Source organism: Streptomyces sp. NPDC004542 (assembly GCF_040610035.1).
In the GTDB taxonomy this organism is placed as follows: domain Bacteria; phylum Actinomycetota; class Actinomycetes; order Streptomycetales; family Streptomycetaceae; genus Streptomyces.
The window spans coordinates 1-14,260 of record NZ_JBEXLP010000072.1 but is presented as its reverse complement, the minus strand read 5'-3'; the positions used below and the strand labels follow the sequence as shown (position 1 = coordinate 14,260).

Here is a 14,260-nt window from a genome sequence, read left to right as displayed (position 1 = left end):
GAATCGTCCGACAGTCCTCCTACCTGCGTGAAATCTTCGGCCAGCGGGTCCCGGTGGCCGCTCAGCCGGTCACCCTCAGCAGCAGCACCGCCCGCCCCGGCACCGTGATCTCCGTGCCCGCCCCGTGCACCACCGCCGGGGCCTCGCCCTGGTCCTCGCGTGAGGTGTCGACGACCACCTCGTAGCGCTCCGCCCACGGGGGGCCGGGCAGGACGAAGGGGGTGGGGGCGTCGCCCGCGTGGAGGACGGTGAGGAAGCTGTCGTCGAGTATGGGCGCGCCCCGTTCGTCCCGGCCGGGTATGTCGCGTCCGGAGAGGTACATGCCGAGGGTGGCGGCGGGCGCGTACCAGTCGCCCTCCGTCATCTCCGTGCCCCGGGGGGTGAACCAGGCCAGGTCGCGCAGGCCGTCCGCCGACTGGGAGCGGCCGGAGAAGAAGGCGCGGCGGCGCAGCACCGGGTGGCGGTGGCGCAGGGCGATCAGACGGGAGGTCAGATCGAACAGGGGGCTCCAGTCCGGGTCGTCCCGCAGGGACCAGTCGAGCCAGCTGATCTCGTTGTCCTGGCAGTAGGCGTTGTTGTTGCCGTGCTGGGTGCGGCCCAGCTCGTCGCCCGCCACCAGCATGGGGACCCCGGTGGAGAGCAGGAGGGTGGTCAGCAGGTTCCGCAGCTGGCGGCGGCGCAGGGCCCGTACGCCCTCGTCGTCCGTCTCCCCCTCCGCCCCGCAGTTCCAGGCGCGGTTGTCGTTCGCGCCGTCCCGGTTGCCCTCGCCGTTCGCCCCGTTGTGCTTGCGCTCGTAGGAGACGAGGTCGCGGAGGGTGAAGCCGTCGTGCGCGGTGACGAAGTTGACGGAGGCGTAGGGGCGTCGGCCGCCCCAGGCGTACAGGTCGCTGGAGCCCGACAGGCGGTAGCCGAGGTCGCGTACGTCGGGCAGCGCGCCGCGCCAGTAGTCGCGGACGGCGTCGCGGTAGCGGTCGTTCCACTCCGTCCACAGCGGGGGGAAGGCGCCCACCTGGTAGCCGCCGGAGCCGATGTCCCACGGCTCGGCGATCAGCTTCACCCGGTGCAGCACCGGGTCCTGCGCGATCACGGCGAGGAACGGGGAGAGCATGTCGACGTCGTGCATCGAGCGGGCCAGCGCGGCGGCCAGGTCGAAGCGGAATCCGTCCACTCCCATCTCCGTCACCCAGTAGCGCAGGGAGTCGGTGATCAGGCGGAGGACCTGGGGCTGGACGACGTGCAGGGTGTTGCCGCAGCCCGTGTAGTCGGCGTAGCGGCGGGCGTCGTCCTGGAGGCGGTAGTAGCCGCGGTTGTCGATGCCCTTGAGGGAGAGCGTCGGGCCCAGCTCGCCCGCCTCGGCCGTGTGGTTGTAGACCACGTCGAGGATGACCTCGATGCCGGCCGCGTGCAGCGCCCGGACCATGCGCTTGAACTCGCCGACCTGCTGGCCGGCCGTACCGGAGGCCGCGTAGGCGGCGTGCGGGGCGAAGTAGCCTATGGAGTTGTAGCCCCAGTAGTTCCTCAGGCCGCGGCGCAGCAGGTGGTCCTCGTGCGCGAACTGGTGCACGGGCAGCAGCTCGACGGCCGTGACGCCCAGCTTCACCAGGTGCTCGACGGCGGCGGGGTGCGCCAGACCCGCGTACGTGCCGCGCAGGTGCTCCGGGATGCCGGGGTGCAGCTTGGTGAAGCCGCGGACGTGCAGCTCGTAGATGACGGAGTCCGCCCACGGGGTCTTGGGGCGGCGGTCGTCGGCCCAGTCCTCGTCGTCGTGCACCACGACGCCCTTGGGGACGTACGGTGCCGAGTCCCGGTCGTCGCGCACGGTGTCCGCGACATGCTGTTCCGGCCAGTCCCGCACATGCCCGTACACCTCCGCCGGCAGGCCGAACTCACCGTCCACCGCGCGCGCGTACGGGTCGAGGAGCAGCTTCGCCGGATTCCAGCGGGCGCCGATCCACGGGTCCCAGCGGCCGTCCACCCGGTAGCCGTAACGCTGCCCGGGCAGCACACCGGGCACGAAACCGTGCCAGATTTCGTGCGTCAGTTCGGTCAGGCGAACGCGCGTCTCCCGTCCGCCCTCGTCGAACAGACACAGCTGGACCGCCTCCGCGCCGGCCGCCCACAGCGCGAAGTTGGTGCCGGCCACCCCGTCCGGCCCCACCCGGAAGCGCGCGCCCAGCGGAGTGGGCGCGCCCGGCCGGACCGGCACGGCGGGCGGCGCGGCGCGCCGGGTGCCGTTCACCACTGCGGCGCGCTGGTCCGCCACTACCTGCTGCTCGGCCGAGCTGGTCACGGATCAGCCTCCTGCGGCTCGTGGAACGACGTGGAAACGGGCACGCCGGGTCCCGCCGTGCGCCCCGTCGCGTCGTCCTCCCCACTGTTCTGCCCAGAGCTAGCGTCGCACTCACGTTTCCCCAGGGCGGGGACGATCGTTGAGTCCCCCGTGAGGCATGCACAAGGGCGCGCACGGCGCGCGAGCGTCGCATTGGCCGCGGTACTGACCTGGGCGGGACTGCTGGCCGGTGCCACCGGCTGCGGTCCGGACATCCCCGACGACATCGGCGTCGACCGGGTCCTCGGCAAACCCCCGGCCCCCCAGGACACCATCCGCGTCTCCCCGGACGACGGCAGCAAGGACGTCCGCCCCGACCAGCGGCTGCGGGTCCGGGTGCCCGGCGGACGCCTGGAGTCGGTGACCGTACGCCGCTCCCAGGACGCCCGGGAGACCCGGGTGCCCGGCCGGCTGACCGCCGACGGCACGACTTGGGAGCCGGACGAACCCAGGCTGGCGCTCGCCGCCAGGTACACCGTCGACGCGGTGGCGCTGGACGGCGACGGGCACCGCTCGGCCCGGCACACCACCTTCACGACGTACGTCCCCGACCAGCGGTTCATCGGGTACGTGACCCCCGAGAACCGCGCCACCGTCGGCACCGGGATGATCGTCTCGCTGTCCTTCAACCGGGAGATCGAGAACCGGGCCGCCGTCGAGCGGGCCGTGCGCGTCACCGCGCAGCCCCCGGTGGAGATCCGCCCGCACTGGTTCGGCAAGAACCGCCTGGACTTCCGCCCCGAGCACTACTGGAAGCCCGGCACCCAGGTCACCGTCGACCTGCGGCTGCGCGACGTGGAGGCGGCGCGCGGGGTGTACGGGCTGCAGTACAAGACGGTCGCCTTCACCGTCGGCCGCAGCCAGGTCTCGGTGGTGGACGCGGCCGAGCACACCATGGAGGTACGCAGGGACGGCGAACTGCTCGCCACCGTGCCCATCACCGCCGGCGCCCCCAAGACCACCACCTACAACGGGAAGATGGTGGTGATGGAGATGCTCGACGTCACCCGCATGAACAGCCGGACGGTCGGCTTCGGCGGCGAGTACGACATCCCCGACGTGCCGCACGCCATGCGGCTCACCGACTCCGGCACCTTCGTGCACGGCAACTACTGGGCCCCGGACGCCCCCGGGAACGTCAACGTCAGCCACGGCTGCGTGGGCCTCAGGGACGTCAAGGGCGGCGGTTCGGACACGCCCGCGGGCTGGTTCTTCGACCGCAGTCTGGTCGGGGACGTCATCGAGGTCGTGCACAGCAATGACAAAAAGGTCGCTCCCGACAATGGCCTCGGAGGGTGGAACATGGGATGGAAGGAGTGGAAGGCGGGCGGCGCGCTCGGCTGACGGCCAGGTCGCCCGGTGCCGCGGCTGGTTGATGTTGCGACAAAACGGTGACCAACGGCTGACGCCATGCCCAAAACCCGGCGGTTAGTATGCGCCGATGCGTGCTTGGGGCGCGCCGGGGTGCGGGTCCGATTCTGGCCCGGGGAGGGGAGAACAACTTGAACATACGGCCGATATCGGGGGCGTCGGCGGGGGGCCGACGGGGCCGGAAGGGCTGGCCGGTGCTCATGTCCGGCGTCCTGCTCATGGCCGTCACCGCGTGCGGTGCGGGCCACTCGGGTTCGGGGTCCGCGTCCGGGTCCGGCGACGGCAAGGGCAAGGGCAAGGGCTCCGCCGGGCAGAGCAAGCAGTCCGAGGCCGTGGTGACCATCTCGCCCAAGTCCGGTGCGACGGAGGTCGACACCAGCGGCGCCCTCGAGGTCAGCGCCGGCAAGGGCAAGCTGACCGCGGTCGAGGTGAAGGACGACAAGGGCACCGCGGTCACGGGCACGATCACCGGTGGGGGCACCGGCTGGAAGCCCGCCGGCCACTTGGCCGCCGCCACCAAGTACACGGTGCACGCGGTCGCCAAGGACTCCGCGGGCCGCGAGGCGGCCGAGGACTCCAGCTTCACCACGCTGACCCCGAAGAACACCTTCGTCGGCTACTTCACCCCCGAGGACGGTTCCACGGTCGGCGTCGGCATGCCGTTCTCCATACGCTTCACCCGGGGGATCACCCACCCCGGGGACGTGGAGAAGGCGATCCAGATCAAGACCGAGCCGGCCGTCGACGTCGAGGGCCACTGGTTCGGCAACGACCGTCTGGACTTCCGGCCCGAGGAGTACTGGAAGTCCGGCACCAAGGTCACCGTCAAGCTGAACCTCGACGGCGTCGAGGGCCGCGACGGCGTCTACGGCAAGCAGTCCAAGACGGTGAAGTTCACCATCGGCCGCAACCAGGTCTCCGTCGTGGACGCCAAGAAGCACACGATGAAGGTCACCCAGGACGGCAAGGTCGTCAAGACCATCCCGGTCACCACCGGCAAGCCCGGCTACGACACCTGGAACGGCCAGATGGTCATGAGCGAGAAGCTCGCCGTGACCCGCATGAACGGCGAGACCGTCGGCTACGGCGGCGAGTACGACATCAAGGACGTGCCGCACGCCATCCGCCTGACCACCTCCGGCACCTTCATCCACGGCAACTACTGGGGCGGCGGTGCCTTCGGCAACTACAACGCCAGCCACGGCTGCGTGGGCCTGCGCGACGTCAAGGGCGGCTACGACAAGGGCGTTCCGGCGGCCTGGTTCTTCAACCACTCGATGATCGGTGACGTGGTGGTCGTCAAGCACTCCCACGACCGCACCGTGGACCCGGACAACGGGCTCAACGGCTGGAACATGTCGTGGGACAAGTGGAAGGCGTGAGCCCCCGCTGACCGAAGGGAGCGGGCCCGGCGCTGCGAAGAACAGCACCGGGCCCGCTCCCGTCGGCCCCGTACCGTGCCTGCCCCGGCCGGTGTGACGGACCGCACGGACCCGGTCGCCGTTGGTCCCCGTGCTGTGTCTGCCCGGGGGCGACCCCCGGACCCCCGGCCGGTGTGACGGACCGCACCGACCCGGTCGCCGTTAGTCCCCGTTAACCTGCCTGCATGACCGTCTCTCTCGAAGTCGCCGAAGGCGTCGGCACGATCCGTCTCGACCGCCCGCCCATGAACGCCCTGGACGTCGCCACACAGGACCGGCTCAAGGAGCTCGCCGAGGAGGCCACGCGCCGCGACGACGTGCGCGCCGTGGTGATCTACGGCGGTGAGAAGGTGTTCGCGGCGGGTGCGGACATCAAGGAGATGCAGGCCATGGACCACACCGCGATGGTCCTGCGCGCCCGCGCCCTGCAGGACTCCTTCACCGCCGTGGCCCGCATCCCCAAGCCGGTGGTCGCGGCCGTCACGGGATACGCGCTGGGCGGCGGCTGTGAACTGGCCCTGTGCGCCGACTACCGCATCGCCGCCGACAATGCCAAGCTCGGCCAGCCGGAGATCCTGCTCGGCCTGATCCCGGGCGCGGGCGGCACCCAGCGGCTGCCCCGGCTGGTCGGCCCCTCCAAGGCCAAGGACCTGATCTTCACGGGCCGCATGGTGAAGGCCGACGAGGCGCTGACGATCGGCCTGGTGGACCGGGTGGTCCCGGCCGTCGAGGTGTACGCCGAGGCGCACGCCTGGGCCGCGAAGCTGGCGCAGGGCCCGGCGATCGCGCTGCGCGCGGCGAAGGAGTCGATCGACACGGGCGTGGAGACCGACCTCGAGACCGGGCTCGCCGTCGAGCGGAACTGGTTCGCGGGGCTGTTCGCCACCGAGGACCGCGAGCGGGGCATGCGCAGCTTCGTGGAGGAGGGCCCGGGCAAGGCCAAGTTCCTCTGAACTTCTCGCCCGTGGGTACGTGCAATTGACGCGGCGTCTGATCCGGGTCCCCCGATGGGGCGGTTTACGGGAACCTTGAAGCAACCTTGAGCCTGTCCTGTCGGGGGGACCCGGCGCTTGCCCCGGCGCGAGCCGTCGGCGCAGGTCGAACGGGGTGACCATCACTCTGGAACGCCTCTGGCATATGCCAATGAGATCCGGAGGGTCAGTGGCACCCAGGGGGCGTATTCCTCCGGAACGGCCCCCAAGGACGCTGCGGACGGCCATGATGGGGGCATGGCGGGGCTGGAGGGCATCGAACAGCCGCGGGGACACGGCCGTGCGACCGCGGCACGCTGGTCGCCTGCGGTCGAGGACGAACGGGCGCTCAAAGCAGTCGAGTTGTTCGGCAATCCGACGGAGGCCGAGGTTACGCTCCCGTCCCGCCCGGAGTCTGCGGCCACCGCCCGCAGACTCGCCCAGGTCGTCGTTCTGCGTCAGTGGGCGCTCACCCCGAAGGTGGCGGAGGACGTCGTCCTGCTCGTCTCCGAACTCGTGGGCAACGCAGTACGGCACACCGGCGCCCGTGTCTTCGGCCTCCGCATGCGCCGCCGCCGCGGCTGGCTCCGCGTCGAGGTCCGCGACCCCTCCCGGGGACTGCCCTGTCTGATGCCGGTTCAGGAGACGGACATCAGCGGGCGGGGCCTGTTCCTGGTCGAGAAGCTGTCCGACCGCTGGGGCGTGGACCTGCTGCCGCGCGGCAAGACGACCTGGTTCGAGATGCGCGTCGCCGACCGCTAGGGCCGCCGATCGGGCTCGTCCCCAGCGCCGGACGAGGGGTGCGAAGCCGCCGCGACCCGAACGCGTCACCCGATGGGGCCAATGTGCGGATTTTCCGCTGTGCGCCCCTTAAATGGGTGGGTGACCACCACCAACCGACGCCGGGCACTCCGGGCGGGCGCAGGGCTCGTCGCCGGGGGTGCGCTCCCCGTCGGCTGCACGGAGACCGGCGGCCCCGCACGCCCTGCCGGGACCGCCGCGTCCGCCTCGCGGCCGCACGGCCCCGGCAGTCCGGCGGCCACACCCCGGCCGGCCCCGTCCCCGCGCGCCTTTCCCCGGCAGCCGGACCAGATCACCCACGGCCCGCGCACCGGTGCCGCCGTCGCCCTCACCTTCCACGGCCAGGGCGAACCCGCCCTCGCCCGCCGCCTGCTGACCGAGGCCGAACGGCAGGGCGCCCGGATCACCGTCCTCGCCGTCGGCAGCTGGCTCGACGAGCACCCCGACCTGGCCCGCCGCGTCCTGGACGGCGGCCACGACCTGGGCAACCACACCCAGCGCCACCTCGCGATCAACGCCATGTCCGAGGCCGGCGCCCGCACCGAGATCAGCGCCTGCGCGGACCGGCTCCGGCGGCTCACCGGCTCCATCGGCAGCTGGTTCCGGCCCTCGCGCGCGCCCACCGCCTCCGCGATGGTCGCCCGGCTGGCCCAGGAGGCCGGCTACCCGCACGTGCTGTCGTACGACGTCGACTCGCTGGACTACACCCGGCCCGGCGCCCCCGCCATCACCCGCACGGTCCTGGACCAGGTCCGCGCGGGCTCCGTGGTGAGCCTGCACTTCGGGTATCCCGACACGGTCGTCGCCCTCCCCGCCGTCCTCCAAGAACTCGGCCGCCGCGGGCTGCGCGCGGTCACCACCACGGAGCTGCTGAGCTGATGCATCCCACCCACGCCGCCCGCGCCCTGGCCGCCGGTTGTGCCCTCGCCGCCCTGACCCTGCTGTCCGCGTGCGGTGGCGGAGACCACAAGGAGCGGATCTCCCGCACCACGGCGCCCGTCCGGCCGCCCGTGCGGGACGCGCAGGTCGGCGCTCTGCCCGGGATGCCTCCCGTGCTCGACCCGGCCGACGTGTACGCCGCCGACCGCCCGAACCGGCTCTCACCGGCGGTGAAGGACTTCCCCTCCCGGGTCTACGTGCCCAACACCAACTCCGACACCGTCTCCGTGATCGATCCCAAGACGTACGAGGTCGTCGAGACGATCCCGGTGGGCCGGCAGCCCCAGCACGTGGTGCCCTCCTGGGACCTGAAGACGCTCTGGGTCAACAACGACAAGGGCAACTCCCTCACGCCCCTCGACCCCAGGACGGGGAAGGCGGGCAAACCGGTCGACGTCCACGACCCCTACAACCTGTACTTCACGCCGAACGGCAAGTACGCCATCGTGATGGCCTCCCTCGACCGCGAGCTGGTCTTCCGCGACGCCCACACCATGAAGAAGGTGAAGGCCGTCCCGGTCGCCTGTGGCGGCGTCAACCACGCCGACTTCTCCCTCGACGGCCGGTACTTCATCGTCTCCTGCGAGTTCAGCGGCGACCTGCTCAAGGTCGACACCGAGCGGATGAAGGTGATCGACCGGCAGAAACTGCCGCTGGCCGGCGCGATGCCGCAGGACGTCAAGGTCTCGCCCGACGGCAAGCGGTTCTACGTGGCGGACATGATGGCGAACGGCGTGTGGACCCTCGACGGCGACACCTTCGGCAAGCCCGGCTTCCTGCCCACCGGCAAGGGCGCCCACGGGCTGTACGTCAGCCGCGACTCCCGCGAGATGTACATCTCCAACCGGGGGGAGGGCACCATCTCCGTCTTCGACTTCCCCGCCAACAGGCTGACCAAGAAGTGGCGCCTGCCCGGCGGCGGCAGCCCCGACATGGGCGGGGTCTCCGCGGACGGCAAGGTCCTGTGGCTGTCCGGACGTTACGACTCCGAGGTGTACGCCATCGACACCCGCACCGGCACCGAACTGGCCCGCATCCCGGTCGGCGGCGGCCCGCACGGTCTGGCCGTCTACCCCCAGCCGGGCCGCTACTCGCTCGGCCACACGGGCATCTTCCGCTGAGCGGCGGCCCTTGAGTCTCCACCCCCTGGAAGGTCCACACTCGCCGGTGTGAGCGCAGACGGCACCCCCCTCTTCACCATCGGCGAGCTGGCCCGGGCCACCGGCCTCACCGTGCGGACCATCCGCTACTGGTCCGACGAGGGCGCCCTGCCCCCGGTGGCCCGGTCGGCCGGCGGCTACCGGCTGTACGACGCCGGGTCCGTCGCCCGCCTGGAACTGGTCCGCACCCTGCGTGAGCTGGGCCTCGGCCTCGGCCATGTACGCCGGGTGCTGGCCGGGGAGACGACGGTCGCCAAGGTGGCGGCCGCGCACGTGGCCGCCCTCGACGCGCAGATCCGGTCCCTGAAGGTGACCCGGGCGGTGCTGTCCACCGTGGCGCGGCGCGGATCGAGCGCGGAGGAGATGACCCTGATGAACAGACTGGCACGGATGTCGGCCGCCGAGCGCAGGCGGATCATGGAGGAGTTCGTGGAGGAGATGCTCGACGGACTCGACACCTTCGACCCGGAGATCCGGGAGCGGATGTGGCGCTCGGCCGTGGACCTGCCGGACGACCCGACGCCCGAGCAGGTCGACGCGTGGATGGAGCTGGCCGAGATGGTGCGGGACCCGCAGTTCCGGGCGGTGATGCGCAGGGCGACCGAGCTCAACGCGGCCGAGCGCGGGCCCGACGTGCCCGCCGGAGCCTCGCTCTGGTTCGTCAAGCGCCTCATCGAGCTGGCAGGCGAGGCGCGGGAGCGGGGGATCGCCCCCGAGGCCCCCGAGGCGGACGCGGTCCTGCGGGAACTGCTCGGCGACGCCGACCGGACCGCCGTACGGGAACGACTGTGGGCGACCTTCAACGGCCGGCTCGCCCGCTACCGGGAGCTGCTGTCCCGGGTGCACGGGCAACCCCTGCCGGCGCACCGGGAGGAGTTCGCGTGGGTGGCCGCCGCACTGGACGCGGACGGGGCCGGTTAATCTGACCAGCGGCAGTGAGCCGGCAAGACCAGAGAAGCACGACAAAAGGGGCGGATCGGTGGCGGACATCGAGGAAGCACGCAAGCAGTTCCAGCGGATCGATGCGGACGGGGACGGTTTCATCACCGCCGCCGAGTTCAAGTCCGCCCTGGCCCAGGGGGGCGACTGGAACGTCACCGACACGGTGGCCGAGGCCGTCATCAGGACCCGTGACCTCAACGGCGACAAGGTCCTGTCCTTCGACGAGTTCTGGGCCTACCTGAACAAGTGACGCACGCCGAAGGGGGGCGCCCGGCCCGGCGCCCCCCTCGTACTCCGGGTCCGAGGCGCTCACCCGGTTGCCGCACCCCGCGGAATAGCCCCCGTGGTCCCGAGGTTGACGCCCCACGGCAAACGTATGCGCATGCATTGATCCGGAAGGGCCTGTCATGAAGATCGGCATCATCGGCGCGGGCAACATCGGCGGCAACCTCACCCGGCGGCTCACCGCCCTCGGCCACGACGTCTCCGTCGCCAACTCGCGCGGTCCGCACACGCTCACCGAACTGGCCGAGGAGACGGGCGCGAGGCCCGTACCCGTCGAGGAGGCGGCCCGCGGCGCGGAGGTCGTGGTCGTCACGGTCCCCCTGAAGGCGGTCCCGGGCCTGCCGAAGGGCCTGCTGGACGGGGCGGCCGAGGGCGTGGCCGTGATCGACACCGGCAACTACTACCCCCGGCAGCGGGACGGCCGTATCGCGGCGATCGAGGACGACGGCCTCACCGAGAGCCGCTGGACCGAACGCCAGATCGAACACCCCGTGATCAAGGCCTTCAACGGCACCTACGCCCAGGACATCCTCGAACGCCCGCGCCCGGCCGGCGCCCCCGACCGCATCGCCCTGCCGGTGGCCGGCGACGACGCGGCGGCCAAGGCGAAGGTCCGCGCGCTGATCGACGAACTCGGCTTCGACACGGTCGACGCGGGCGGCATCGACACCTCCTGGCGCCAGCAGCCCGGCACCCCGGTGTACGGCCTGCGGGCGGGCGTGGACGCCGTGCGAAAAGCCCTGACGGAGGCCTCCGAGGAGCGCCCGGCGGACTTCCGGGGCCAGGACTCCCAGGATTCCTAGGACCCCGCCGAGCCGGCCCGTGGGCTACTGGCCCACCACCCGGGCCACGAACGCGTCCAGTACCCCGGCGCCCACCTCCACCGGACGGGTCCGGCCCCGCCAGTCCACGATCGTGTGGGAGCGGGCCGCCGTCCGCAGGGACACCACCCGGGCCCGGGTGCCTTGGCCGGCCCGGACGTCCAGCGCGGCGAGGGCGGCCCGGGCCCAGTCCCTGGTGGCGGCCAGCCAGGGGGCGGCCGGGGTGCGCAGGGAGACAGGGACCGTGTCCGGGACCGAGGCGAGCACGGTGAGCCGCTCGCGCAGGGCCCGCTCCGCCTTCCCGCCGCCCCGCCAGTACGCCGCCGTCAGCGCCGCCAGCCGCGGTGCCTGCCCGGAGTCCAGCCGGGAGGCCCGGTTGACGTCGGCGAAGGCGCGCAGCGCCGTGAGCGCCCGCGCGTCTCCGTCGGCCAGCACGGCCAGGCCCGCGTCGAGCGCGTCGGCGGGCCGGTACGCCGTGGGGTTCCAGGTGTACGCGGCCATCGAGAACAGCGCCGGGTCGGAGGCGGCGGCCTGGGGCATCGGATTGGCCAGCACGCCCGCCACCGCTCCGGGCAGCCCGGCGTCACGACCGGTGTACGGGCCGAGCAGCAGGTGCTGCGCGGTGTAGTCGTTGACCGGGTAGTTGTCCCACACCAGCACCGCGTGCCCGTAGCGCTGCCCGGCCTCGCGGGCCTGGTCGGCGCGGATGGCCGGCGAGACGATCAGCGGCCCGGTCCACATCACGGACACGCCCCGGTCCAGCCGCCCCGCCAACGCCGACTTGTACGGACTCGCGGCCACCCCGTCGTACTCGGTGGGCACCGTGAGCAGCGGGGCGGCGCCCGGACGGGCGGCGAGGAACTCGCGCCGAACCCGGTTCAGCAGGTCCGCCTGCGCCCGCCCGACCGCGGCCCGCCCGCTGCCGTACACGGTCGCGTCGCGCGCGCAGTTCCAGCGGTCGATGTCGATGTCGTCCAGCGGTACGGCGAAGGCACGCACCCCCGCGTCGTCCCACAGCTGCCGGAACTTGCCGGCCAGCGCGGCGGCGTCCGCGGCGGAGGAGTAGCAGACCGACTGGCCGGGGGAGAGGGCGTACACGAACGAGACGTGGTCGGCCTCCGCCCGCCGGACCAGGGTGCGCAGCTCCGCCAGCCGCGCCTCGGGGTAGCGCTCGCGCCAGCGGGCGCGCAGGTAGGCATCGTCCTTGGGGCCGTAGACGTAGGTGTCGAGCTTGAAGCGGGCGGCGAAGTCCAGCTGCTCCAGGCGCTCCCGCGGTGACCACGGCCTGCCGTAGAAGCCCTCGACGATCCCGCGGGCCGCGGTGGCGGGCCAGTCGCGCACGCGGAGGGCGGGCAGCTCGGTCCGGGCGGCCGTCGAACCGACCGGGCGGACCAGCTGGGCGAAGGTCTGGGCGGCGTGGAAGGCACCGGCCGCGTCCGTCCCGGCGAGGACGGCCCGGGGCCGGCCGCGGTCGCCGCCGACGGCGAGGACGTATCCGCCGGCGGTCAGACCGCCCGGCCCGTCGGCTCCCAGCGCCGAGAGCTCCTTCGGCGTACCGCCCGTCGTCACCGTGACCAGCAGCTCCCCGGACCTCGGCGCGTCCCCGAGACGGACCTCCCGGGCGCCGCCCGCGCGCAGCGCCCGGGTGACGGCGTCCAGCGTGGCGGTGTCGGTGCCCGCGTCGGAGCGCACCGCCACGCTGCGGCCGATCCGCACCGAACCGGTGTCACGGCGCACGCTCCGCGGCGCGGGCCACAGGGCGGGCAGGCCCGCCGGGGCGCCGCCCGCGCGCGTCACGGCCGTGCCGCCGCCCGCCGAAGGGGCCGGAGCCGCCGCCGAGGTGCCGCCCGTCCCCTCCGGACCGCCGCAGGCGCGGGCGGACACCACGATCACCAGACCGAGCACGAAACCCAGCAGCAGGTGCGGCGGGACGCGGAACTGTCGCACCCGGGCCCCCTCCACCGTCTGTCTGCGCATTGCCATTGACAGTGAACTACCACTCGGGGCACAGATTATGACGGAACGACAGTTTCCGTTCGAGGGGTTTCGTGATTGTCGGGGCGAGATCGTACGCGTCCGTGTGACGTTGTGACGGAAACATCGGCGAACTCGTCGGCAAGAGGGCATTGTGCGCCAGATGGCGTAGACACTGCCCCCGGCAGGTTCTATCCAGTTATGCGCGGGGCGCACGCGAGCCCTGCTCCGGCACGGGAGGTCGTAGATGCTGGTTCCGGACGATCCGCTCACCCACTGGATCGTGCTCCTCGACATCGAGGACTTCAGTCTGCGCCCGGAGACCACGCAGGCGACGCTGCACCAGAGCATGCACCAGGTCGTCGCGTTCGCGCTGCGACGCGCCGGCCTGGACCTGGAGGCGTGCCCCTGGCAGGACCGCGGGGACGGCATGCTGCTGCTGGTCCCCATCGGCACCAGCCCCACCCGGCTGCTGCGTGAGCTGGTGCGTGGCCTGGAGGACGCCCTGGTGGCGCACAGCGGCCAGTACAACCACGACCACCGGATGCGGCTCAGGGTCGGGCTCAACCAGGGCCTGGTGATCCAGCAGGGGCAGCTGTGGACCGGCAACGCCATCAACGACCTGGCCCGGCTGGTGGACGCCGGCCCCGTCAAGCAGGTGCTCGCCCGGGCCGGCCGGGCCCACCTGGTGGTGGTCGTCTCGGAGGACGTCCACCAGAAGGTGGTGCAGGGCGGCTACCCGGGCATCGACCCGGCGGCCTACCTGCCCGCCGACTTCGTCACCAAGCACGGCGAGCCGCGCCGGGGCTGGGTCACCGTACCCGGCTACCCGGCGCCGCCCGGACTTCCCGCGGACTCGGGGGAGCCGCCACGTGAGAGCAGACCCGGGGACACCCCCGGCACGGGCGGCCACGCGGGAGCGGCAGGCGGCGGGACCGAACCGGGGAGCCCGGTCCCGCCGCCGGCGCCGTACGTCAACGGCGTGTCGAACAGCCAGATAGCCGTGGGGGACGGTGCGACGGCCGTCAACGGGCCCTACGTCAACGGTCCCTACGTGCACGGTGACTACGTGAACGGCGACAAGACCGTGTACCACTACGGACACCCGGCCCCGCCGCACCGCACCGGTCCCGCGGACGGCTCATGAGCACACCCTCCGCGCCCCCGCCCACCACCGCACAGCCCACGACCACCGCGCCCACCACCGGCGCGGCGGCTCCGCAGCCGCAGAGCGGGGGCGCGCCCC

12 protein-coding genes are annotated in these 14,260 nt (G+C 72.4%); 10 read left to right on the top strand and 2 right to left on the bottom strand.

All coding sequences use genetic code 11. The features are described 5' to 3' along the window. Positions 1-61 precede the first annotated feature (61 nt). Complete coding sequence (gene glgX / locus ABZX30_RS29010; RefSeq protein ID WP_355938545.1) at positions 62-2,290, bottom strand: glycogen debranching protein GlgX; 2,229 nt, start codon at positions 2,288-2,290, stop codon at positions 62-64. Positions 2,291-2,440: 150 nt separating this feature from the next. On the opposite strand from glgX, the gene ABZX30_RS29005 reads away from it, so the two are divergent. The 9 genes from ABZX30_RS29005 to ABZX30_RS28965 all read left to right on the top strand — a co-directional run bounded on the left by ABZX30_RS29005 (position 2,441) and on the right by ABZX30_RS28965 (position 11,022). Beyond that, the gene (locus ABZX30_RS29005) at positions 2,441-3,673 is read left to right on the top strand and encodes an Ig-like domain-containing protein (RefSeq protein ID WP_355938543.1); all 1,233 of its coding nucleotides are present in this window, start codon (positions 2,441-2,443) and stop codon (positions 3,671-3,673) included. 158 nt (positions 3,674-3,831) lie between these two features. Then, positions 3,832-5,082 (top strand): Ig-like domain-containing protein, encoded by a 1,251-nt coding sequence (locus tag ABZX30_RS29000; protein ID WP_355938541.1) that lies wholly within the window; start codon positions 3,832-3,834, stop codon positions 5,080-5,082. 224 nt (positions 5,083-5,306) lie between these two features. Continuing rightward, entirely contained in the window at positions 5,307-6,074 is a 768-nt protein-coding gene (locus ABZX30_RS28995; protein ID WP_355938539.1) for an enoyl-CoA hydratase-related protein, read from the top strand. A 276-nt stretch (positions 6,075-6,350) separates the two neighbouring features. Further along, complete coding sequence (locus ABZX30_RS28990; protein ID WP_355938538.1) at positions 6,351-6,854, top strand: ATP-binding protein; 504 nt, start codon at positions 6,351-6,353, stop codon at positions 6,852-6,854. A gap of 120 nt (positions 6,855-6,974) precedes the next feature. After that, positions 6,975-7,772, top strand: a complete 798-nt coding sequence (locus ABZX30_RS28985; protein WP_355938536.1) for a polysaccharide deacetylase family protein — start codon at positions 6,975-6,977, stop codon at positions 7,770-7,772. Further along, entirely contained in the window at positions 7,772-8,953 is a 1,182-nt protein-coding gene (locus ABZX30_RS28980) for a beta-propeller fold lactonase family protein (RefSeq protein ID WP_355938534.1), read from the top strand. The genes ABZX30_RS28985 and ABZX30_RS28980 overlap by 1 nt, the downstream gene beginning before the upstream one ends. Before the next feature lie 48 nt (positions 8,954-9,001). Next, positions 9,002-9,913, top strand: a complete 912-nt coding sequence (locus tag ABZX30_RS28975; RefSeq protein WP_355938532.1) for a MerR family transcriptional regulator — start codon at positions 9,002-9,004, stop codon at positions 9,911-9,913. A 58-nt stretch (positions 9,914-9,971) separates the two neighbouring features. Beyond that, a complete protein-coding gene (locus ABZX30_RS28970; RefSeq protein ID WP_355938530.1) occupies positions 9,972-10,184 on the top strand; it encodes an EF-hand domain-containing protein in 213 nt (70 codons plus the stop codon). Positions 10,185-10,341: 157 nt separating this feature from the next. Beyond that, on the top strand, positions 10,342-11,022 hold the full coding sequence (locus ABZX30_RS28965; protein ID WP_355938529.1) for an NAD(P)-binding domain-containing protein: 681 nt from the start codon (positions 10,342-10,344) through the stop codon (positions 11,020-11,022). Between the two features lie 24 nt (positions 11,023-11,046). Here ABZX30_RS28965 and ABZX30_RS28960 read toward each other — a convergent pair whose 3' ends face one another. Next, positions 11,047-13,017 (bottom strand): beta-N-acetylglucosaminidase domain-containing protein, encoded by a 1,971-nt coding sequence (locus tag ABZX30_RS28960; RefSeq protein ID WP_355938527.1) that lies wholly within the window; start codon positions 13,015-13,017, stop codon positions 11,047-11,049. Between the two features lie 244 nt (positions 13,018-13,261). Between ABZX30_RS28960 and ABZX30_RS28955 the strand changes: the two genes are divergently transcribed. Continuing rightward, complete coding sequence (locus ABZX30_RS28955) at positions 13,262-14,161, top strand: hypothetical protein (RefSeq protein WP_355938525.1); 900 nt, start codon at positions 13,262-13,264, stop codon at positions 14,159-14,161. Positions 14,162-14,260: the final 99 nt, after the last annotated feature.

Bases quoted from the DNA above. Each gene is read 5' to 3' on its own strand.
- ABZX30_RS28995 (WP_355938539.1), top strand. From the start codon at position 5,307: ATGACCGTCTCTCTCGAAGTCGCCGAAGGCGTCGGCACGATCCGTCTC.
- ABZX30_RS28990 (WP_355938538.1), top strand. From the start codon at position 6,351: ATGGCGGGGCTGGAGGGCATCGAACAGCCGCGGGGACACGGCCGTGCG.
- ABZX30_RS28980 (WP_355938534.1), top strand. From the start codon at position 7,772: ATGCATCCCACCCACGCCGCCCGCGCCCTGGCCGCCGGTTGTGCCCTC.
- ABZX30_RS28965 (WP_355938529.1), top strand. From the start codon at position 10,342: ATGAAGATCGGCATCATCGGCGCGGGCAACATCGGCGGCAACCTCACC.
- ABZX30_RS28960 (WP_355938527.1), bottom strand. From the start codon at position 13,017: ATGCGCAGACAGACGGTGGAGGGGGCCCGGGTGCGACAGTTCCGCGTC.
- ABZX30_RS28955 (WP_355938525.1), top strand. From the start codon at position 13,262: ATGCTGGTTCCGGACGATCCGCTCACCCACTGGATCGTGCTCCTCGAC.